At 70.2% G+C, this 22,581-nt stretch carries 17 protein-coding genes; 1 reads left to right on the forward strand and 16 read right to left on the reverse strand.

Annotated elements, in window-relative coordinates:
- Nucleotide 1 precedes the first annotated feature (1 nt).
- The 16 genes from rplB to CBZ_RS02320 form a co-directional block, all read right to left on the reverse strand.
- Entirely contained in the window at nt 2-838 is an 837-nt protein-coding gene (gene rplB, locus CBZ_RS02245) for a 50S ribosomal protein L2 (protein ID WP_130779986.1), read from the reverse strand.
- A gap of 22 nt (nt 839-860) precedes the next feature.
- Complete coding sequence (gene rplW, locus CBZ_RS02250; RefSeq protein WP_124342369.1) at nt 861-1,163, reverse strand: 50S ribosomal protein L23; 303 nt, start codon at nt 1,161-1,163, stop codon at nt 861-863.
- Entirely contained in the window at nt 1,160-1,849 is a 690-nt protein-coding gene (gene rplD / locus CBZ_RS02255) for a 50S ribosomal protein L4 (RefSeq protein WP_130779987.1), read from the reverse strand. Before rplD ends, rplW begins: the two co-directional genes overlap by 4 nt.
- A 5-nt stretch (nt 1,850-1,854) precedes the next feature.
- Nucleotides 1,855-2,514 carry a 50S ribosomal protein L3 gene (gene rplC / locus CBZ_RS02260; RefSeq protein ID WP_130779988.1) on the reverse strand — a complete coding sequence of 220 codons (660 nt, stop codon included), beginning with the start codon at nt 2,512-2,514 and terminating at the stop codon, nt 1,855-1,857.
- Between the two features lie 22 nt (nt 2,515-2,536).
- Nucleotides 2,537-2,845 carry a 30S ribosomal protein S10 gene (gene rpsJ, locus CBZ_RS02265; protein WP_013117879.1) on the reverse strand — a complete coding sequence of 103 codons (309 nt, stop codon included), beginning with the start codon at nt 2,843-2,845 and terminating at the stop codon, nt 2,537-2,539.
- 433 nt (nt 2,846-3,278) lie between these two features.
- Nucleotides 3,279-4,472: an elongation factor Tu gene (gene tuf, locus CBZ_RS02270; protein ID WP_130779989.1), complete on the reverse strand. Its 1,194-nt coding sequence runs from the start codon at nt 4,470-4,472 to the stop codon at nt 3,279-3,281.
- Between the two features lie 122 nt (nt 4,473-4,594).
- Nucleotides 4,595-6,697, reverse strand: coding sequence for an elongation factor G (fusA, locus tag CBZ_RS02275; protein WP_130779990.1), 2,103 nt, complete (start codon nt 6,695-6,697; stop codon nt 4,595-4,597).
- 96 nt (nt 6,698-6,793) lie between these two features.
- Nucleotides 6,794-7,264: a 30S ribosomal protein S7 gene (gene rpsG, locus CBZ_RS02280; RefSeq protein ID WP_130779991.1), complete on the reverse strand. Its 471-nt coding sequence runs from the start codon at nt 7,262-7,264 to the stop codon at nt 6,794-6,796.
- Nucleotides 7,264-7,635 carry a 30S ribosomal protein S12 gene (gene rpsL, locus CBZ_RS02285; protein WP_013770160.1) on the reverse strand — a complete coding sequence of 124 codons (372 nt, stop codon included), beginning with the start codon at nt 7,633-7,635 and terminating at the stop codon, nt 7,264-7,266. Before rpsL ends, rpsG begins: the two co-directional genes overlap by 1 nt.
- Before the next feature lie 411 nt (nt 7,636-8,046).
- A complete protein-coding gene (locus tag CBZ_RS02290; protein WP_130779992.1) occupies nt 8,047-11,913 on the reverse strand; it encodes a DNA-directed RNA polymerase subunit beta' in 3,867 nt (1,288 codons plus the stop codon).
- 119 nt (nt 11,914-12,032) lie between these two features.
- Nucleotides 12,033-15,539, reverse strand: coding sequence for a DNA-directed RNA polymerase subunit beta (gene rpoB, locus CBZ_RS02295; protein ID WP_130779993.1), 3,507 nt, complete (start codon nt 15,537-15,539; stop codon nt 12,033-12,035).
- 480 nt (nt 15,540-16,019) lie between these two features.
- Nucleotides 16,020-16,409, reverse strand: a complete 390-nt coding sequence (gene rplL, locus CBZ_RS02300; protein ID WP_130779994.1) for a 50S ribosomal protein L7/L12 — start codon at nt 16,407-16,409, stop codon at nt 16,020-16,022.
- A gap of 102 nt (nt 16,410-16,511) precedes the next feature.
- The gene (gene rplJ, locus CBZ_RS02305) at nt 16,512-17,042 is read right to left on the reverse strand and encodes a 50S ribosomal protein L10 (protein WP_130779995.1); all 531 of its coding nucleotides are present in this window, start codon (nt 17,040-17,042) and stop codon (nt 16,512-16,514) included.
- Nucleotides 17,043-17,311: 269 nt separating this feature from the next.
- Nucleotides 17,312-19,924, reverse strand: a complete 2,613-nt coding sequence (locus CBZ_RS02310) for a CHAT domain-containing protein (protein WP_130779996.1) — start codon at nt 19,922-19,924, stop codon at nt 17,312-17,314.
- 5 nt (nt 19,925-19,929) lie between these two features.
- A complete protein-coding gene (locus tag CBZ_RS02315) occupies nt 19,930-20,433 on the reverse strand; it encodes a carboxypeptidase regulatory-like domain-containing protein (protein WP_130779997.1) in 504 nt (167 codons plus the stop codon).
- A complete protein-coding gene (locus tag CBZ_RS02320; RefSeq protein WP_246012966.1) occupies nt 20,430-21,059 on the reverse strand; it encodes an RNA polymerase sigma factor in 630 nt (209 codons plus the stop codon). Before CBZ_RS02320 ends, CBZ_RS02315 begins: the two co-directional genes overlap by 4 nt.
- Before the next feature lie 358 nt (nt 21,060-21,417).
- Here CBZ_RS02320 and CBZ_RS02325 point away from each other — a divergent pair.
- Nucleotides 21,418-22,581 (forward strand): trypsin-like peptidase domain-containing protein (locus tag CBZ_RS02325; protein ID WP_174768626.1); only part of this gene is annotated, 1,164 nt, incomplete at its 3' end.

Raw genomic sequence — 22,581 nt, forward strand, 5'->3', positions numbered from 1 at the left:
ATCAGCGCTTCTTGCCGGTGCGCCGACGGCGCACGATGAGCTTGTCGCTCGGCTTGTTCGGACGGCGGGTACGGCCCTCAGGCTGGCCCCAGGGGCTGACCGGGTGGCGACCACCGGAGGTCTTGCCCTCACCACCACCGTGCGGGTGGTCGATCGGGTTCATCGCGACACCACGGACGGTCGGGCGCTTGCCCTTCCACCGCATGCGGCCGGCCTTGCCCCAGTTGATGTTCGACTGCTCGGCGTTGCCGACCTCGCCGATCGTCGCGCGGCAGCGCAGGTCGACGTTGCGGATCTCGCCGGACGGCATGCGCAGCTGCGCGTACGGGCCGTCCTTGGCGACGAGCTGCACCGACGCACCGGCCGAGCGGGCGATCTTCGCACCGCCGCCGGGCCGCAGCTCGATGGCGTGGATGACCGTACCGGTCGGGATGTTGCGCAGCGGCAGGTTGTTGCCGGGCTTGATGTCGGCACCGGGGCCGTTCTCGATCAGGTCGCCCTGCGAGAGCTTGTTCGGCGCGATGATGTAGCGCTTCTCGCCGTCCGCGTAGTGCAGGAGCGCGATGCGGGCCGTGCGGTTGGGGTCGTACTCGATGTGAGCGACCTTGGCCGGCACGCCGTCCTTGTCGTGACGACGGAAGTCGATGACGCGGTACGCACGCTTGTGACCGCCACCCTGGTGGCGGGTCGTCACGCGACCGGTGGAGTTGCGCCCACCCGTCTTGTGCAGCGGGCGGACCAGCGACTTCTCCGGCGTGGAGCGCGTGATCTCGACGAAGTCGGCGACCGACGAGCCACGACGGCCCGGGGTCGTCGGCTTGTACTTACGGATTCCCATGAGTCCTCAGTCCTTCCGGGCCTCAGCCGACCGGTCCGCCGAAGATGTCGATCGTGCCCTCGCGGAGGGTGACGATCGCACGCTTCGTGTCCTTGCGGCGGCCGATGCCGAACCGGGTCCGACGGGCCTTGCCCTGACGGTTGGCGGTGTTCACCGAGTCGACCTTCACGCCGAACACCTGCTCGACGGCGATCTTGATCTCGGTCTTGTTGGCGCGCGGGTCGACGAGGAAGGTGTACTTCCCCTCGTCCAGAAGGCCGTAGCTCTTCTCGGACACGACCGGCGCGATCAGGATGTCGCGGGGGTCCTTGCCGACGGTGGTCACTTGGTCTCCTCCTCGGCGGCCTCGGACTCGCTCGCCACGGCCTTGGCGCCCTTGGCGGGGCCGGCCAGGAACGCGTCGAGAGCGCCCTGCGTGAACACGACGTCGTCAGAGATCAGCACGTCGTAGGTGTTGAGCTGGTCGGCGACCAGCAGGTGCACCCGCTCGACGTTCCGCAGCGACTTCCACGTGATCTCGTCCTGGCGCTCGACGACGACCAGCACGTGCTTGCGGCCCGACAGGTTGTCGAGGACCGCGAGAGCGGACTTGGTCGACGGCGCGGTGCCCGGGGCGAAGCCCGAGACGACGTGCACGCGGCCGGCGCGAGCGCGGTCCGAGAGAGCACCGCGGAGCGCCGCGGCCTTCATCTTCTTGGGGGTGCGCTGGCTGTAGTCGCGCGGCGTGGGGCCGTGGACGACGCCACCACCGGCGAACTGCGGAGCACGCGTCGAACCCTGGCGGGCGCGACCGGTGCCCTTCTGCTTGTACGGCTTGCGCCCACCACCACGGACCTCGCCACGCGACTTCGTGTCGTGGGTGCCCTGGCGAGCCGCCGCGAGCTGCGCGACGACGACCTGGTGGATCAGCGGGATGTTGGTCTGCACGTCGAAGACGTCAGCGGGCAGGTCGGCCTGGCCGGCCTTCTTGCCCTGGGCGTCGAGGACGTCGACGGTCAGCGTGTCGCTCATGGAGGTCACGCACCCTTCACAGCGGATCGCACGACGACGACGCCACCCTTGGGGCCGGGAACGGCACCCTTGACGAGGATGAGACCCCGCTCGGCGTCGACCGCGTGCACGGTCAGGTTCTGGGTGGTCTGACGGGCGACACCCATCCGACCGGCCATCTTGATGCCCTTGAACACGCGCGACGGCGTCGAAGCGCCACCGATCGAGCCGGGCTTGCGGTGGTTGCGGTGCGCACCGTGGGAGGCGCCGACGCCGTGGAAGCCGTGGCGCTTCATGACACCGGCGGTGCCCTTGCCCTTGGTGGTCCCGATGACGTCGACGAGCTGGCCGGCCTCGAAGGCGGCGGCCGTGAGCTCCTGGCCGAGCGTGAACTCGGCGGCGTCCGACGTGCGGATCTCGGCCACGTGCCGGCGCGGCGTGACGCCGGCCTTCTCGAAGTGGCCCTTGAGCGGCTTGGTGACCTTGGTCGGCTTGATCTCGCCGAAGGCGAGCTGCACAGCGGCGTAGCCGTCGGTCTCAGCGGAGCGGACCTGCGTCACGACGTTGGTGCCGACCGCAACCACGGTGACGGGCACGAGACGACCGTTGTCGTCCCAGAGCTGCGTCATGCCGAGCTTGGTGCCGAGCAGCGCCGTGACGGGGCGCGCGTTCTGCTGGGTAACCATGAAGATCAGTTCCTTCCCAGCGTCAGAGCTTGATCTCGATGTTCACGTCCGCAGGCAGGTCGAGACGCATGAGCGAGTCGACGGCCTTCGGCGTGGGATCGATGATGTCGATGAGCCGCTTGTGCGTGCGCATCTCGAAGTGCTCGCGGCTGTCCTTGTACTTGTGGGGCGACCGGATGACGCAGAAGACGTTCTTCTCCGTCGGCAGCGGCACCGGACCCACGACCGACGCACCAGCGCGGGTCACCGTGTCGACGATCTTGCGCGCCGAGCTGTCGATGACCTCGTGGTCGTAGGACTTGAGCCGGATGCGGATCTTCTGTCCCGCCATGGCGTCGTCTACTTCTCTCTCTTCGAACCGGTCCGTCCGACCCCCGCACTCGGGCGTGTCGCTTCGCGCGGCACACCTCTGCACTGCGTACCGTTTCCGGCACGAGATCGGTGGTTGCAGTCGAGCGTCCACCACCGGGTGACCCCGAGGTCCGGACGCTCTCCACGTCTGTCGGCCCTGCCGGTCGGGCGCACGTAGGCACACCACCCCCAGCGGGCAACTTGTACAGTCTGCCAGACGCAGCCCAGATACTCCAATTGCGTGCGGCTGTGCCCTCCCCCACACCTGTCGCACCCGCCGTCGCGCGCCGACGGGCTCCACGGGAGCCGGCTCCGCCACCGCCGCGACGACGTCGCACCCCGGGGACGACGAAGGGCCCGGGAGCCGTAGCTCCCGAGCCCTTCGCTCAGCGATCAGCCCCGAGGGGCAGGGATCACTTGAGGATCTTCACGACCCGGCCCGAGCCGACGGTGCGGCCACCCTCGCGGATGGCGAAGCCGAGGCCCTCCTCCATGGCGATGGGCTGGATGAGGTTGACGTGGATCTCGGTGTTGTCACCAGGCATGACCATCTCGGTGCCCTCGGGCAGCGTGATGACACCGGTGACGTCCGTCGTCCGGAAGTAGAACTGCGGACGGTAGTTGCCGTAGAACGGGTTGTGACGGCCGCCCTCGTCCTTGGCCAGGATGTAGACCTGGCCCTCGAACTCGGTGTGCGGGGTGATCGAACCCGGCTTGACGACGACCTGGCCGCGCTCGACCTCCTCGCGCTTCGTGCCACGCAGGAGCAGACCGACGTTCTCGCCGGCCTCGGCGTAGTCGAGCAGCTTGCGGAACATCTCGACGCCGGTGACCGTGGTCTTGATCGCCTTCTCCTTGATACCGACGATCTCCACCTCCTCGTTCACCTTGAGCTGACCGCGCTCGACACGGCCGGTGACGACCGTGCCACGACCGGTGATCGTGAAGACGTCCTCGATCGGCATGAGGAACGGCTTGTCGATGTCGCGGACCGGGTCCGGGACGTTCTCGTCGACCGCGTCCAGCAGGTCCTCGACGGACTTGACCCAGACCGGGTCGCCCTCGAGGGCCTTGAGGCCGGAGACGCGCACGACGGGGACGTCGTCGCCCGCGAAGCCCTGCGCGGAGAGGAGCTCGCGCACCTCGACCTCGACGAGCTCGAGGATCTCCTCGTCGTCGACCACGTCGGACTTGTTCAGCGCGACGAGCAGGTAGGGCACGCCGACCTGACGGGCGAGCAGGACGTGCTCACGCGTCTGGGCCATCGGGCCGTCCGTCGCGGCGACCACGAGGATGGCGCCGTCCATCTGCGCCGCACCCGTGATCATGTTCTTGATGTAGTCGGCGTGACCAGGAGCGTCGACGTGCGCGTAGTGGCGCTTCTCCGTCTGGTACTCGACGTGCGCGATGTTGATCGTGATACCGCGCTGCTTCTCCTCCGGCGCCTTGTCGATCTCGTCGAACGGCGTGAAGGGGTTCAGGTCCGGGTACTTGTCGTGCAGCACCTTCGAGATCGCGGCCGTCAGCGTCGTCTTGCCGTGGTCGACGTGACCGATGGTCCCGATGTTGACGTGCGGCTTGGTCCGCTCGAACTTCGCCTTGCCCACTGGGTGTCCTCCTCAGGACTTGGTAGAGAGTGCCCGTCTGCGGCTACCGGGAGGGTAGACGCGAGGCGTGCGGTCCTACGGGTCGGTTTGTGTGATGGAACTACAGGTGTCGACCTGTGGGACTACTCGCCCCGGGTCTTCTTGATGATCTCCTCGGCAACGTTCCGAGGAACCTCGGCGTAGCTGTCGAACTGCATCGAGTACACCGCGCGACCCTGGGTCTTCGACCGCAGGTCACCGACGTAGCCGAACATCTCGGAAAGAGGAACCTGGGCGCGGATCACCTTCACGCCCGTCGCGTCCTCCATGGACTGGATCATGCCGCGGCGCGAGTTGATGTCGCCGATGACGTCACCCATGTAGTCCTCGGGGGTGCGGACCTCGACGGCCATGACCGGCTCCAGGAGGACCGGGTCGGCCTTGCGGACCGCTTCCTTGAGGATCATCGAGCCGGCGATCTTGAACGCCATCTCGGAGGAGTCGACGTCGTGCGACGCACCGTCGAGCAGGATCGCCTTGACGCCCACGAGCGGGAAGCCCGCGAGGACGCCGAGCTGCATCGCGCTCTGGATGCCGGCGTCGACCGACGGGATGTACTCGCGCGGGATGCGGCCACCGGTGACCTTGTTCTCGAACTCGTACAGCTCGCCCTCGGCCGGGTCCAGCGGCTCGAAGGTCATCTGCACCTTCGCGTACTGGCCGGAACCACCGGTCTGCTTCTTGTGCGTGTAGTCGATCTTCTCGACCGAGCGACGGATCGTCTCGCGGTACGCGACCTGCGGCTTGCCGACGTTGGCCTCGACCTTGAACTCGCGACGCATGCGGTCGACGAGGATGTCGAGGTGGAGCTCGCCCATGCCGCCGATGACGGTCTGGCCGGTCTCCTCGTCGAGCTTCACGCGGAAGGTCGGGTCCTCCTCGGCGAGCTTCTGGATGGCCGTGGAGAGCTTCTCCTGGTCACCCTTCGTCTTCGGCTCGATCGCCACGTCGATGACGGGCTCCGGGAAGGTCATCGACTCGAGCACGACCGGCGCCGACGGGTCCGTCAGGGTGTCACCGGTGGTGACGTCCTTCAGGCCGATGAAGGCGTAGATGTGGCCGGCCGTCGCGTCCTCGACGGGGTTCTCCTTGTTGGAGTGCATCTGGAAGAGCTTCCCGATGCGCTCCTTCTTGCCCTTCGTCGAGTTGAGCACCTGGGCGCCCTGCGAGACCTTGCCCGAGTACACCCGGACGTAGGTCAGCTTGCCGAAGAACGGGTGCGCCGCGACCTTGAAGGCCAGCGCGGAGAACGGCTCCGTGGCGTCGGGGTGACGCTCGATGACGATCTCGGGGTCCTTCGCGTCGTGGCCCTCGACCGCCGGGACGTCCAGGGGCGTCGGCAGGTAGTCGATGACGGCGTCGAGCATGGGCTGCACGCCCTTGTTCTTGAACGCCGAGCCGCACAGGACCGGGTAGGCCTCGGACGCGACCGTGAGCTTGCGGATGCCGGCCTTGACCTCGGCGACCGTGAGCTCCTCGCCGCCGAGGAACTTCTCGAGCAGCGCGTCGTCGGTCTCGGCGACGGCCTCGAGGAGCTCGGCGCGGTACTGCTCCGCCTTCTCCACCAGGTCGGCCGGGATGTCCTCGATCTCGTACTTCTCGCCGAGGGCCGTCTCGCCGCGCCACACCAGGGCGCGCATCTCGACGAGGTCCACGACACCGATGAAGTCGTTCTCGGAGCCGATGGGCAGCTGGATGACGAGCGGCTTGGCCTTGAGGCGGTTCACGATCGTGTCGACCGTGAAGTAGAAGTCCGCACCGAGCTTGTCCATCTTGTTGACGAAGCAGATGCGCGGGACGTCGTACTTGTCCGCCTGGCGCCACACCGTCTCGGACTGGGGCTCGACGCCCTCCTTGCCGTCGAACACGGCGACCGCACCGTCGAGGACGCGCAGCGAGCGCTCCACCTCGACAGTGAAGTCCACGTGGCCGGGGGTGTCGATGATGTTGATCTGGTTGTTCTTCCAGTAGCAGGTCGTCGCGGCCGACGTGATCGTGATGCCGCGCTCCTGCTCCTGCTCCATCCAGTCCATCGTCGACGCGCCGTCGTGCGTCTCACCGATCTTGTAGTTGACCCCGGTGTAGAACAGGATCCGCTCGGTGGTGGTGGTCTTGCCGGCATCGATGTGCGCCATGATGCCGATGTTGCGGACCTTCGTCAGGTCCGTCAGCACGTCCAGTGCCACGTGAGTTGCCCCTTGTCGGTTGGCTTGTGGTGGTGCCGCGGCCCCGCCCGCACCTGGCGGACCAGGGATCGGACGGGGCGCGGCGACCGGCTGGGATTACCAGCGGTAGTGCGCGAACGCCTTGTTGGACTCGGCCATCTTGTGCATGTCCTCGCGGCGCTTGACCGCGGCACCGAGGCCGTTCGAGGCGTCGAGGATCTCGTTCATGAGGCGCTCGGTCATCGTCTTCTCGCGGCGAGCGCGCGAGTAGTCGGTGAGCCAGCGCAGGGCCAGGGTCGTCTGGCGCACGGGGCGCACCTCGACCGGGACCTGGTACGTGGCGCCACCGACGCGGCGCGAGCGGACCTCGAGCGAGGGACGCACGTTGTCGAGCGCGCGCTTGAGCACGACGACCGGGTCGCCCTGCGTCTTCTCACGCACACCCTCGAGGGCGCCGTAGACGATGGCCTCGGCGACGGACTTCTTGCCGTCGAGGAGGACCTTGTTGATCAGCTGCGTGACGACCGGCGACCCGTAGACCGGGTCGGAGATCAGCGGCCGCTTCGGGGCCGGACCCTTGCGAGGCATCAGCCCACCTTCTTCGCGCCGTAGCGGCTACGCGCCTGCTTGCGGTTCTTGACGCCCTGCGTGTCGAGGGCACCACGGACGATCTTGTACCGGACACCCGGGAGGTCCTTCACACGGCCGCCGCGGACGAGCACGATCGAGTGCTCCTGCAGGTTGTGGCCGACACCGGGGATGTACGCGGTGACCTCGACCTGGCTCGAGAGACGGACACGGGCCACCTTGCGGAGGGCCGAGTTCGGCTTCTTCGGGGTCGTGGTGTAGACGCGGGTGCACACACCGCGTCGCTGGGGGCTGCCCTTGAGGGCGGGCGTCTTCGACTTGTTCGTCTTCGCCTGCCGGCCCTTGCGGACCAGCTGCTGGATCGTAGGCACTACGTCTCCGTCTGTTGGATGAGCTCTGGTCGACCGGACCCCGTCACCCTGGACGGCCGGCATGGTCGGGTTCGTCGCCCGTCGTGCGACTTCCCCGGTGGTCTTGCGTCCTGCACCGACCCCCGCGCCCGGGCGTGTCGCCCCGTCGTTCGGCAGCCCTGTCGCCCGGGATTCCGTGACGGAGGGTGCGCGGCGGATGGGGGACCACCTGGCGCGCCCGGTCGTGCTCCTGCGAGGAGGACCGCGTCCGGGTGCATGCGCGAGAGCCCGACGGCGCGGGCACGGTGTCCTACGTTACCGGGCGCGTTCCGCACCGTCAAAGAGACGGCCCTCACCCATCGTGCCCCCGAACGCCCGGATGGGCCCGCCGAGACCGGCGAGCCCATCCGGGACGTGCTGCGGACGGTGACGTCAGCGGAAGTCGCCGAAGTCGATGTCCTCGAGCGGGATCGCCTCGCCCGAGCCGAGGCCCAGGGCGGGGAAGTCGATCTCGTCGTAGCCGAAGGTCGGGTACAGCTCGGCCTTCGCCTCCTCCGTCGGCTCCACCGTGATGTTCCGGTACCGGGGCAGACCCGTGCCGGCCGGGATGAGCTTGCCGAGGATGACGTTCTCCTTGAGGCCCAGGAGCGGGTCGGAACGACCCGACATCGCGGCCTCGGTGAGGACGCGCGTCGTCTCCTGGAAGGAGGCCGCGGACAGCCACGAGTCGGTCGCGAGCGACGCCTTCGTGATGCCCATGAGCTCCGGACGGCCCGACGCCGGCTGGGTACCCTCGGACACGGCCTTGCGGTTCGCGTCCTCGAACTTCCCGCGCTCGGCGAGCTCGCCCGGGAGCAGACCCGTGTCGCCCGAGTCGAGGACCGTGATCCGGCGCAGCATCTGCCGGACGATGACCTCGATGTGCTTGTCGTGGATGTCCACGCCCTGCGAGCGGTAGACCTCCTGCACCTCGTCGACCAGGTGCTTCTGCGTCGCACGCGGGCCGAGGATGCGCAGGACCTTCTTCGGGTCGACCGCACCCTGGACGAGCTGCGTGCCCACCGAGACGTGGTCGCCGTCCGCGATCAGCAGGCGCGAGCGCTTGGTGATCGGGTAGGCGATCTCCTCCGAGCCGTCGTCCGGCGTGAGGACGATGCGCCGCGAGCGGTCACCCTCCTCGATCGCGATGCGGCCCGAGAACTCCGCGATGGGCGCCTCACCCTTGGGGGTGCGGGCCTCGAAGAGCTCCTGGACACGCGGCAGACCCTGCGTGATGTCGTCCGCCGAGGCCACACCACCGGTGTGGAACGTCCGCATCGTCAGCTGGGTGCCGGGCTCACCGATCGACTGGGCCGCGATGATGCCGACGGCCTCGCCGATGTCGACGAGCTTGCCCGTCGCGAGCGACCGGCCGTAGCACTTGGCGCACGTGCCGACGCGCGACTCGCACGTCAGGACCGAGCGCACCTTGAGCTCCGTGACGCCCGACTCGAGCAGACGGTCCAGCAGGACGTCGCCGATGTCGTCGCCCGCGTGACCGATGATCTCGCCGTCGATCTCCGCGTCCGTCGCCAGCGTGCGCGAGAAGACGCTCGTCTCGACCTTGTCGTGACGACGCAGGCCCTCACCGGCGGCGACACCGATCGGCATCGTCAGGCCGCGCTCGGTGCCGCAGTCCTCCTCGCGGACGATGACGTCCTGCGAGACGTCCACCAGACGACGGGTCAGGTAGCCCGAGTCGGCGGTCCGCAGAGCGGTGTCCGCCAGACCCTTGCGGGCACCGTGCGTCGCGATGAAGTACTCGAGGACGGACAGGCCCTCGCGGTAGTTCGCCTTGATCGGGCGCGGGATGATCTCGCCCTTCGGGTTGGCGACCAGACCACGCATGCCGGCGATCTGCCGGACCTGCATCCAGTTACCACGCGCACCCGAGCCGACCATGCGGTACACCGTGTTGCGCGCAGGGAAGTTCTCCTGCATCGCCTTGGCGACCTTGTCCGTGGCCTGCGTCCAGATCTCGATGAGCTCCTGACGGCGCTCGTCGTCCGTGATCAGACCCTTGTCGTACTGGCCCTGGACCTTGGCGGCACGCGCCTCGTGCTCCTCGAGGATGCCCTTCTTCGCGGCCGGGGTCGCGACGTCGGAGATCGAGATCGTCACGCCGGAGCGCGTCGCCCAGCGGAAGCCGGCCTCCTTGAGCGCGTCGAGGGACGCCGCGACGGCGACCTTCGGGTAGCGCTCGGCGAGGTCGTTGACGATCGCCGAGAGGCGCTTCTTGTCGACCACGCCGTTCTCGTACGGGTAGTCGACCGGCAGCAGCTCGTTGAACAGCGCACGGCCGAGTGTCGTCTCGAACAGCAGCGGCTCGCCCTCGGACCAGCCCTCGGGCGCGTCCGTCTCCGACAGCACGAGGTCGTCGAAGCGGATCTTCACGACCGCGTTGAGGTCCAGGGAGCCCTGGTCGAACGCCATGATCGCCTCGGACACCGAGCTGAACGCCCGGCCCGCACCCAGCGGGTCCTCCTTGTCGGAGGTGAGGTGGAACAGGCCGATGATCATGTCCTGCGAGGGCATGGTCACCGGACGGCCGTCCGACGGCTTGAGGATGTTGTTGCTCGAGAGCATGAGGATGCGGGCCTCGGCCTGCGCCTCCGCGCTCAGGGGCAGGTGGACGGCCATCTGGTCACCGTCGAAGTCCGCGTTGAACGCGGCGCAGACGAGCGGGTGCAGGTGGATCGCCTTGCCCTCGACGAGCTGCGGCTCGAACGCCTGGATGCCCAGACGGTGCAGCGTGGGTGCACGGTTCAGCAGCACCGGGTGCTCGGTGATGACCTCCTCGAGCACGTCCCACACGACCGGGCGCGCGCGCTCGACCATGCGCTTGGCCGACTTGATGTTCTGCGCGTGGTTGAGGTCCACGAGCCGCTTCATGACGAACGGCTTGAAGAGCTCGAGCGCCATCTGCTTCGGCAGGCCGCACTGGTGCAGCTTGAGCTGCGGGCCGACGACGATGACCGAACGGCCCGAGTAGTCGACGCGCTTGCCGAGCAGGTTCTGGCGGAACCGGCCCTGCTTGCCCTTGAGCATGTCGGAGATCGACTTCAGCGGACGGTTGCCGGGGCCCGTCACCGGGCGGCCACGACGGCCGTTGTCGAACAGCGAGTCCACGGCCTCCTGGAGCATCCGCTTCTCGTTGTTGACGATGATCTCCGGCGCGCCCAGGTCCAGGAGCCGCTTGAGGCGGTTGTTCCGGTTGATGACGCGGCGGTACAGGTCGTTGAGGTCCGACGTGGCGAAGCGGCCACCGTCGAGCTGGACCATCGGGCGCAGGTCCGGCGGGATGACCGGGACCGCGTCGAGGACCATGCCCGTCGGCGAGTTGCTCGTCGTGAGGAACGCGTTGACGACCTTCAGACGCTTGAGGGCACGCGTCTTGCGCTGGCCCTTGCCCGTCTTGATGATCTCGCGCAGGTTGTCGGACTCCGCCTCCAGGTCGAACGCCTCGAGACGCTTCTGGATCGCCGCGGCGCCCATCGAGCCCTCGAAGTAGTTGCCGTAGCGGTCCTGCAGCTGGCGGTAGAGCAGCTCGTCGCCCTCGAGGTCGGCGACCTTGAGGTTCTTGAACCGGTCCCAGACCGTGTCGAGGCGCTCGAGCTCGGCGTCCGACCGCTTGCGCAGCTGCGCCATCTCGCGCTCGGCCGAGTCGCGGACCTTGCGGCGCGCGTCGGCCTTGGCGCCCTCGGCCTCGAGCTCGGCCAGGTCGGCCTCGAGCTTGAGCGCGCGGGCGTTGATGTCGTTGTCGCGGCGGTCCGCGATCTCCTTCTTCTCCAGGTCGATCTCGTTCTGGAGGTTCGGGAGGTCCTCGTGCCGGCCCTCGTCGTCGACCCACGTGATCATGTAGGCCGCGAAGTAGATGACCTTCTCGAGGTCCTTGGGCGCCAGGTCGAGCAGGTAGCCCAGACGCGACGGCACACCCTTGAAGAACCAGATGTGCGTCACCGGGGCGGCGAGCTCGATGTGGCCCATGCGCTCACGGCGGACCTTGGAGCGCGTGACCTCGACGCCGCAGCGCTCGCAGATGATGCCCTTGAAGCGGACACGCTTGTACTTGCCGCAGTAGCACTCCCAGTCCCGGGTGGGACCGAAGATCTTCTCGCAGAACAGGCCATCCTTCTCCGGCTTCAGGGTCCGGTAGTTGATGGTCTCGGGCTTCTTCACCTCACCGTGCGACCAGGCACGGATGTCGTCGGCCGTGGCCAGGCCGATGCGCAGCTCGTCGAAGACGTTGACGTCGAGCAAGGGGTCCTACTTCCTTCGCTTGCCGGTGTCCCTCATCAGGGCGTCCCCGGCGGACGGAAATGGTGCAAGGGGGTGCGGGCGCCCGGCGCGGCTGGGGTCAGCCGCGCCGGGGCTCGGCGTCAGATCTCTTCGATGCTGCTGGCGTTGGGGCGACGCGACAGGTCGATCCCGAGCTCCTCCGCGGCGCGGTAGACCTCGTCGTCGTTCTCCTTCATGTCGATCGAGACACCGTCGGACGACAGCACCTCGACGTTCAGGCAGAGCGACTGCATCTCCTTGAGGAGGACCTTGAAGGACTCCGGGATGCCCGAGTCGGGGATGTTCTCGCCCTTGACGATGGCCTCGTACACCTTCACGCGGCCGGGGACGTCGTCCGACTTGATGGTGAGGAGCTCCTGCAGCGTGTAGGCAGCGCCGTACGCCTCGAGGGCCCAGACCTCCATCTCGCCGAAACGCTGGCCACCGAACTGCGCCTTACCACCCAGCGGCTGCTGCGTGATCATCGAGTACGGGCCGGTCGAGCGGGCGTGGATCTTGTCGTCGACCAGGTGGTGCAGCTTGAGGATGTACATGTAGCCCACGGCGACCGGCTCCGGGAACGGCTCGCCCGAGCGGCCGTCGAAGAGGCGGGCCTTGCCGTCGGCCTGCACCATGCGCTCGCCGTCGCGGTTCGGCAGCGTCGAGCCGAGCAGACCCGTGAGGGTCTCCTCCGGCACGCCGTCGAACACGGGCGTCGCGACCGGGTTGCCGGCCGTCGAGGACGCCGCGACGTCCGGGACGCCCTCGCGCCACGTGACGTCACCCTCGGCGAGCTGGATGTCCCAGCCCTGCTTGGCGACCCAGCCGAGGTGCGTCTCGAGGACCTGGCCGACGTTCATACGACCGGGCACACCCAGCGGGTTGAGCACGACGTCGACGGCGGTGCCGTCCGCGAGGAACGGCATGTCCTCGACGGGCAGGATCTTCGAGATGACGCCCTTGTTGCCGTGACGGCCGGCGAGCTTGTCGCCGTCCGTGATCTTGCGGCGCTGCGCGATGTACACGCGGACCAGCTCGTTGACGCCGGCGGGCAGCTCGTCGCCGTCCTCACGGCTGAACGTGCGGACCTCGATGACCGTGCCGGACTCGCCGTGCGGCACCTTGAGCGACGTGTCGCGGACCTCGCGGGCCTTCTCGCCGAAGATCGCGCGGAGCAGGCGCTCCTCCGGGGTCAGCTCGGTCTCGCCCTTGGGCGTCACCTTGCCGACGAGGATGTCGCCCGCCGCGACCTCGGCGCCGATGCGGATGATGCCGCGCTCGTCGAGGTCGGCCAGGACCTCCTCGGAGACGTTCGGGATGTCCCGCGTGATCTCCTCGGGGCCGAGCTTGGTGTCACGCGCGTCGACCTCGTGCTCCTCGATGTGGATCGAGGACAGGACGTCGTCCTGCACGAGGCGCTGCGACAGGATGATCGCGTCCTCGTAGTTGTGGCCCTCCCACGACATGAACGCGACGAGCAGGTTGCGGCCGAGCGCGAGCTCGCCCTCGTCCGTCGCCGGGCCGTCGGCCAGCACCGAGTTCACCTCGACGCGGGCGCCCTGGTCGACCAGCACGCGCTGGTTGTAGGACGTGCCCTGGTTCGAGCGGCGGAACTTCGCCACCCGGTACGTCGACGTGGTCGCGTCGTCGTTGGCGACGACGATCAGGTCGGCCGACACCTCGGTGACGACACCCGGCTTCGTCGCGACGATGACGTCGCCCGCGTCGATCGCGGCAAGACGCTCCATGCCGGTGCCGACGAGCGGCGCCTCGGAGCGGACCAGCGGCACGGCCTGGCGCTGCATGTTCGCGCCCATGAGGGCACGGTTCGCGTCGTCGTGCTCGAGGAACGGGATCAGGGCCGTCGCGACCGACACCATCTGGCGCGGGGAGACGTCCATGTAGTCGATGTTCTCGCCGGTGACGTACTCGATCTCGCCGCCCTTGACGCGGACGAGGACGCGGTCCTCCTCGAACGAGCCGTCGGCCTCGAGCGGCGCGTTGGCCTGCGCGATGACGTGGCGGTCCTCGTCGTCGGCGGTGAGGTAGTGCACCTCGTCCGTGACGCGGCCGGCGACGACCTTGCGGTACGGCGTCTCGACGAAGCCGAACGGGTTGATCCGCCCGAACGACGCGAGCGAGCCGATGAGACCGATGTTCGGGCCCTCAGGGGTCTCGATCGGGCACATGCGGCCGTAGTGCGACGGGTGGACGTCACGGACCTCCATGCCGGCGCGGTCGCGGGACAGACCACCCGGGCCCAGCGCGGACAGACGACGCTTGTGCGTCAGGCCGGCGAGGGGGTTGTTCTGGTCCATGAACTGCGACAGCTGGCTCGTCCCGAAGAACTCCTTGATGGAGGCAACGACGGGACGGATGTTGATCAGCGTCTGCGGCGTGATCGCCTCGACGTCCTGCGTCGTCATGCGCTCGCGCACGACGCGCTCCATCCGGGACAGGCCCGTGCGGACCTGGTTCTGGATGAGCTCGCCGACCGCACGGATGCGACGGTTGCCGAAGTGGTCGATGTCGTCCGTCTCGACGCGGATCTCGATCGCCTCGCCGGCCCGCGTGCCGGGCAGCGCGGGCAGGTCGATGTGCAGCGACGCGAGGTACTTGATGGTCGCGACGACGTCCGCGAGCGTGAGGACGGAGTCCGCGAGGGGCGCGTCCTGGCCGAGCTTCTTGTTCAGCTTGTAGCGGCCGACCTTCGCGAGGTCGTAGCGCTTGGGGTTGAAGTAGAAGTTCTCGATGAGCGCGCGGCCGGCCTCGACGGTCGGCGGCTCGCCCGGGCGGATCTTGCGGTAGAGGTCGAGCAGCGCCTCGTCCTGCGTCTGGACGTGGTCCTTCTCGAGCGTGTCGATGACGGCCGGGTACGCGGCGAACTCCTCGCGGATCTCCGACTCCGTCATGCCGAGCGCCTTGAGCAGCACCGTGGCGTTCTGCTTGCGCTTGCGGTCGACGCGGACGCCGACGTTGTCGCGCTTGTCGATCTCGAACTCGAGCCACGCACCACGGCTCGGGATGACCTTGGCCGTGAGGATGTCCTTGTCGGACGTCTTGTCGGCCTGACGCTCGAAGTAGACGCCCGGCGAGCGGACGAGCTGCGAGACGACGACACGCTCGGTGCCGTTGATGATGAACGTGCCGCGCTCGGTCATGAGCGGGAAGTCGCCCATGAAGACCGTCTGGCTCTTGATCTCGCCGGTCGTGTAGTTGACGAACTCGGCGGTGACGAACAGCGGCGCGGCGAAGGTGAAGTCCTTCTCCTTGCACTCCTCGGCCGTGTACTTCGGGGGCTCGAAGCGGTGCTCGCGGAAGGAGAGGGACATCGACCCGCCGAAGTCCTCGATCGGCGAGATCTCCTCGAAGATCTCCTCGAGACCGGCGGTCTCGGGGACGTCCTGACGACCGGCCTCGAGGGCGGCGGCCACGCGGGCCTGCCAGCGCTCGTTGCCGAGGAGCCAGTCGAAGCTCTCGGTCTGCAGCCCGAGGAGGTCCGGGACCTCGAGCGGCTCGTAGATCTTGGCGAAGGAGATGCGACGGGATGCGGTGCGGTTCGCGATGGCGTCAGCGGTCGGTGCAGAAGGGGTGCGCGAGGCAGCCAAGAGGGGTCCTTCCCTGCGGATCGTGGTCACGCTGCGCAGGTCAGGCGGAGCGCGATCCCCCGGCCGGACGAGCCGCGGGACGTCGCGCACGTACGACGTCCACAGCTCGGGTTATACGGGATCGCGGGCACAGGCCAGCGCAAAGCGCTAGCATACTCAACCGGCATGGGAAAGTCCACCCGGCGTCGCACGACGACCGAGGGTCACCGGCGGCTCCGTCGACGCCCTTCCCCATCACCTGCTCGAACGGGCGGCTACGCCCGCTCCGACGACCACGCTGTCGCCGCCGCACATGGTGGCACACGTCACCCCGACCGCGAAAGCGGAGCAGGTCGGGCGCCGTTTCCGCACCCGTCCGCGGACCCGGCCGTCATCAGACCGGACCCGCCCGGGAGACGACGAAGGCCGCACCCCCGCAGGGGTACGGCCTTCGTGCGGAGCGCCTCCGGCACGCGGTCCGAGGACCCGGCCGGAGTCAGATCACTTGAGGGTGACCGTGGCGCCGGCGCCCTCGAGCTGCGCCTTGGCCTTCTCGGCGGCCTCCTTGTTGACACCCTCCAGGACGGCCTTGGGGGCCTCGTCCACCAGGTCCTTGGCCTCCTTGAGACCGAGGGACGTGAGGGCGCGCACCTCCTTGATGACCTGGATCTTCTTGTCGCCGGCGGCCTCGAGGACGACGTCGAACGAGTCCTTCTCCTCCTCGGCCTCGACCTCGGCGCCCGCGCCACCGGCGGCGGGGGCCGCGACGGCGACGGGAGCGGCGGCGGTGACCTCGAAGACGTCCTCGAACGCCTTCACGAACTCGGAGAGCTCGATGAGGGTGAGGCCCTTGAACTGCTCGATGAGCTCGTCGGTGCTGAGCTTCGCCATGATCGGCGTTCCTTTCGTACGGTGCCCGGTCGGCCACGGTGGCCGCCGAAGCAGATGTGGGGGTGTGCGCGTCGGCTCACCGTCCCGGCTGTGCCGGCACGGTCAGGCGGCAGCGCCTTCCGACTCCTGCTTCTGACGCAGGGCATCGATGACACGGGCGGCCTGGGCGGTGTTCGCGGTGAAGACGTAGGCAGCCTGGTAGAGCTTGGCCTTCATCGCACCGGCCGCCTTGGCCAGGAGCACCTCGCGGGACTCGAGGTCCGCGAGCTTGGTGACCTCCGCGGCGGTCAGGGTGCGCCCGTCGAGGACACCACCCTTGATGACCAGCGCGGGGTTCGCCTTGGCGAAGTCACGCAGACCCTTCGCGGCCTCGACCGGGTCGCCGGTGACGAAGGCGATCGCCGACGGGCCCGCGAGCGCGTCGTCGAGGCCAGTCAGACCGGCGTCCTTGGCCGCGATCGCGGTCAGCGTGTTCTTCACCACGGCGTAGGTAGCGTTACCGCCGAGCGCCTTGCGCAGCGTCTTGAGCTGCGCGACGGTGAGCCCGCGGTACTCGGTCAGCACGGCCGCGTTCGACTCACGGAACCGGTCCGTGAGCTCTGCGACAGCGGCTGCCTTGTCCGGCCTCGCCATGGCAATCCTTCCGATGGTGGTGCCACCGGTCTCCGCCCCGGAAACGGCAAGAGCCCCGCGCAGGCGCGGGGCTCGACGTCGGGACTCGGCTGAACCGGTCCGTCCGGGAACTCTCACCTGCGCTGGCCTCCGCTGCTGCGGGACTTCGGTCGGGATCGCTGAGCGCGACACCGACGACCGGCGGTCTTGGGCGTCGACCAGAGTACGTGAACGTCTAGTCATGACCAAATCGGGTCCCGCCCGACGGCAGACGGGCGGGCGGGCCGTCGTCAGACCGGTGCGCCGAAGCACATGAGCGGCGCGACGACGCCCGTGCGGCGCGCGTCCTCCGCCATCGCCGTCGCGACCGCCTGCGCCACCGGGTCGCCCTCGCGCAGCAGCGCGTGCATCCGCGTCATGACCCGCATCGCCGTCTCGTCGGGGATCGGGGCGATCGCCGCGACCACGCAGCCCACGCCCCGCCGCAGCAGGACGCTCGCCATGCCGAGCGCCTCACCGCCCGCCCGGACGCTCGCCCGGCCCACCTCGCACGACGACAGCACCACGAGGTCCGGCGTCTGCGAGCCCGCGTCGAGCTCGTGCGCGAACAGCGGGCCGTCCGCCATGCGCAGCGAGGAGAACAGCGGGTTGTCGGGCTCGTGCCGACCGTGCGCCGCCAGGTGCACGAGCCCCGGGGACCCCAGCACCTCGATCGTGCGCGCGACGGTGGCGTCGTCGGCCACCAGCACCTCGCCGCCCGACCACAGCGACCCCACCTCACGCACCTCGTCGTCCGCGTGCCGCAGCCCCGGGCCCGCGGCCGCGGTCACCCGCTCCGGGTGCGCCGGCGCCGTCCCCGCGTACCGCACCCAGTGGTGGACCGACGGCGCGACCACCGTGGGGCGTCCGGCACGGGGCGCGAGCATCGACCACGGCAGCGCCGCCAGCCAGCCCGTGGCGACGACGACCAGCTCGCCCGGCACCTCCACCAGGGGCGCCAGGCGCGACTCCAGCGCCGCCGTGCCGTGCGCCAGCGAGCGGTGCGCGACCTCCCGCAGCTCGGCGGGGACCAGCGGGTTCGCCGTCACCTCGAGGTCCGCGTGCACGCGCCGCACGACCTCCGCGACGTCCGCCGCGCGACCGAGACGGTGCAGCGCCATGCCGTGCGCGGACGCCGCGACCGCGAGCAGCTCGCCGCGGTGCACGCCGATGTCGACGAGGACCGAACCCGGCCGCTCCGCCAGCACCCGCCGCACGTCGGCCGCCCGCCCCGGGCGGTCGTCGCCCGCCTGACCGCGCTCGTGCCACGACCGCGCGAGGATCTCGTGCTTGAGCCGCTGCGCCTCCCGCACCGCCTTCGCCCGCACCGGGTCCGCGCTCGCCCGACCGATCACGCCCCGGCTGTCGTCGATGAGTCGGCGCAGCTGCGACAGCAGGGCCGCGGAGTCCGGGTCGCTCGGCGGGCTGACCCGCGGGGTCCCGCCGATCACCGCGCGCACCCGCTCCCCCGCGTCGAGCACGGCCGTCGGACGACCCGTCGCGAGCGCGAGCTCGACGTCCAGGGTCGCCAGGGCACGCCCGTGCACCGCCCCCGCCGTCCGCAGGTCGAGCGACCCGAACCGCGACCGGTGCAGCGCCAGGTCACGCTGCCCCGCGTGCACGAAGCGGGCCGCCCGCGCGCGGTCGCCCGCCGCGAGCGCGAGCTTCGCCCGGATCCAGCGCCCGTGCAGGCGCACCGCGATCGGGTCGCTCCCCCGCACCGTCCCCAGCTGCTCGAGCAGACCGTCCGGGTCGTCCAGCGCACCCCGCGCCAGGTCCGACTCGATGCGCACGTACGCCGCGCCGACCTCCCAGGCCGTCCGGCCCGTCGCCCGGCACATCGCCTCCAGCCGGCCGGCACGGCGCGACAGGCCCGCCCACAGGGTTCGTGTCCGGGGGTCGTCCTGCCGGGCCTGCGCGTACGCGACCGCGTCGACCTGCAGCCCGAGCAGCGCCGCGCGCACGACCCACGCGTCCTCCCGTCGTCGCCGGAACCGTCGCGCCGCGGACGCCGCGAACCGGCCCGCCGCCGCGACGTCCCCGCGCAGCAGCGCGCACTCCGCCCGGGCGAGCTCGCACTCCGCGACGTCCCGGACCCGGCGGTGCTGCTCGAACAGCTCCGCCGCCTCCGCGAGCGTCTGGTCCGCCACCCCGACCAGACCCGCCTCCAGCAGCACCCGCGCGCGGTCCATCAGCGCCGTCGGCCGCGACGGACCCGGCAGGATGCGCGCCGCCGCCTCCATCCGGGCCAGCGCCTCCGGCAGGTCGCCCGCCACGAAGTCCAGGTAGCCGAGGTTGTGCTCCGCCTTGAACGTCAGCAGCTCGAACCCTGCCCGGCGGGCCCGCCGGGCGCACTCCGCGTAGTCGGCGCGCGACAGCGCCACGTGATGCATGTCCGTGTGCAGCACGCCCCGGTTGAGCAGCACCCGGCAGGCGTCGATCGGGTCGGCGTCGTCGATCGACGCGACCGCCTCGTCGAGCCAGTGCAGCGCCTCGTGCTGGCGGCCCGCCCGCAGAGCCAGAAGACCACGCAGGCCCGCGACCGCCGGCGGCAGACCCGACCAGCCCGCCGACGGGTCCTGCTCGTGCTCGACGAGCATCGCGTCGAGCTCGTCGAGCGCCGCACCCGGCACCCCGCGCGTCTCGAAGTCGGCCTTCGCGAGCTCCACGAGCGCCCGCGCACGCAGCCGCGCCACGTCACGCGACGCCGGCAGCGCCTCCAGGTCGTGCAGCAGAGGACGCAGCCGACGTCGCGCACGCGTGGGACGCCCCTCGGCGTTCTCCGTCTCCGCCCGTGCGAGCGCGTCCGCGAGGACGTCGACTCCGGGCGGTCCGGCCGCCGCCGGGCCGCCCAGGTCCGACATCTGCGCTAGAGCTCGATCTGCGGGGTGACGATCGGCACCTGCGGGTCCGACGGGCGACGCAGCACCAGCCGCGCCGGGCCGCGCTCGACCTCCGAGAACGAGAAGCGTCCGTCGACGTCCGACGTCACCGTCGTCACGTCGCCCGACTGGTGCAGCTCGACCGTGAGCTCGCCGGCCGGGGCCGCCCAGCCGTCGACGCGCACGCGTCCCGCCTCCGGGTGGACCGAGATCATCACGGTGAGCACGTCCGTCGTGAACGTGATCGTGCCGGCCTCGATGCTCGTCTCGTCCGCCCGCACCGCGAGCGCGGGCTCGCCCACGAGGTGCAGCTCCGCGAGCTCGGCGTGCAGCGCCTCGATCGTCAGCGCCATGCCGATCCGGTCCACCAGCCCCGACGGGACCGGGTCGGACGTGTCCACCAGCGACGCCAGCCGCGTGAGGATCTCGAGGTCGGCGACGTCCAGCGAGCCGGACGCCACCAGGGCCAGGGTGCTCTCGTCGGTGCTCATGACACGCTCCAGGCGGGGTCGTTGGAGAGGGCGAGGCGGAGCTTCGCGAGGCACCGGCCGCGCGTCGGTCCGATGCTGCCCACCGGCATGCCCAGCGCCCGGGAGACGACCGTGTAGTCGGGGCGGTCGACGAGCGCCACCAGACCCAGCAGCCGACGGCACCGGTCCGGCAGCGTCGCCACGTGCTCCCAGAGCACCCGGTCCCGCTCGGACCGGACCGCGACGGTGTCCGGACGATCCTCCGCCGGAGCCGACAGCCAGTCCGTCACGTGCTCGTCCTGCTCGTGCCGGACCAGGTCGTCGCGGGTACGACGCACCGCCCGCCACGCCGCACGCTTGGCCGTCACGAGCATCCACTGCAGCGTCGCGCGCGGGTCCCGGATCGACTCGATGTCCCGCACCAGCGTCAGCCACACGTTCTGCACGATGTCCTGCGCCTGCTCCGCGTCCACGCCCTGGGCGCGGACCGTGTGCCACAGCAACGGCGTCATCACCTGCACGAGAGAGGCGAGCGGCGCCCGGTCCCCGTCGCGGTACGCGACGACGGCACGGGCGGCGTGGTCGGCCAGCCCCTCTCCCTGGTCGCGGAGCGCGGCGTCAACCGGCCCCACCAGGTCATCACTCATCATGGACCCCTCACAGGCTGGCCTCGTCGGGCGGCCGCGCCCCTGACACAGTAGGGCGGCCCGGACAACCCCTACAAGGAGGACACGGACACGCGACCGACTGGCGTGCGACGGCCCGAGACCGGACCACCCGCGCGCCCGCGGGCGCAGTCCCCCGTGCTGGGGTCGACGAGCAGGAGCGGACCGGCCCGCCCCAGATACGTCCCACCGAAGATTTCTCGTCCGGACGTGTATCTGGACGCCCGTCACCCGCTCCTCGCCAGCACCCGCCCGACCTCCCCCGGTCCGGCACGCGCCGCACCGCCGGCGCTGGTCAGGGCGGCACCGTGGTTCTCGACCATCTGAGGAGACGCACGACATGACCGAGCAGGACAGCGCCCCCGAGCCTCTCAGCCGGGAGCAGATCCGCCCGACCAAGCGCGCCCACGAGGACGGGCTCATCGCCCGCCCCGGGGTCGTGGGTGTCGACATCGGCGAGAAGTGGTCCGACGGGCAGCCCACCGGACGGCAGGCGATCGTCGTCCACGTCACCCGCAAGCTCGACGCGGGCGACCTCTCCGACGACCAGCGCATCCCCGCCACGATCGACGGCGTCCCCACCGACGTCGTGGAGCACCGCGTCGTCCTGCACCACGAGGCCACCCACCCCGGGATCCCCACCGCCGAGGACGTCACCGCCCTCATGCGCGGCCGCGTCCGGCCCCTCGCCGGCGGCGTCAGCATCGGCCCCGTCGACCCCGTCACCATCCAGGGCGAGTCGTCCGCCGAGCTGCGCTCCGTCAACGGCACCCTCGGGGTCGTCGTCACCGAGCGGCACACCGGGCGTGCCCTGGCGCTCACCAACTGGCACGTCGCCGCCGGCGACGGGCTCGAGGACGTCGGCAGCCAGTGGGTCCAGCCCGCGCGCGCCGACGGCGCACGCCCCGGCGACCAGATCGGCCAGCTCGTCCGCGGCACGCTCACCGACCGGATCGACGCCGCCGTCGTCGCCCTCGCACCCGGCGCCCGCTGGGTCCCGGGGATCGTCGGCATCGGTGCCGTCACCGGCTCCGCGAAGGCCGTCGCCGGGTCCGTCGTGCGCAAGCACGGCCGCACCACCGGCCTGCGGACCGGCCGCGTCGTGTCCACCGACTTCACGACGTCCGTCGACTTCGGCCCCGGCATCGGCTGGCGCACCCTGCGCGACCAGCTCCGCGTCGAGCCCGAGCCCGGGCAGACGTCGTTCTCCGCCGGCGGCGACTCCGGGTCGGCCGTCGTCGACGAGGACGGCAAGGTCGTCGGCCTGCTGTGGGCAGGCGAGCACGACGGCTCCTACTCCGTCGCCAACCCGATCGACGCCGTGCTCGGCACGCTGGGCGTCGACGTCGCGACCCCCGCGTCCGTCCGGGCCCGCCGCGCCGCGCTCGCGCGGCAGGCCGCGCAGGCCCAGGCGTCGCGGCTGCAGGGCAGCGGAGGCGGGCTCTTCCCGCCCGTGGCCGCGGCCTACCGGGGACGTCGCCGGCGGCGGCCCGCGGGTCCGGCG

The organism is Cellulomonas biazotea, assembly GCF_004306155.1.
Taxonomy (GTDB): domain Bacteria; phylum Actinomycetota; class Actinomycetes; order Actinomycetales; family Cellulomonadaceae; genus Cellulomonas; species Cellulomonas biazotea.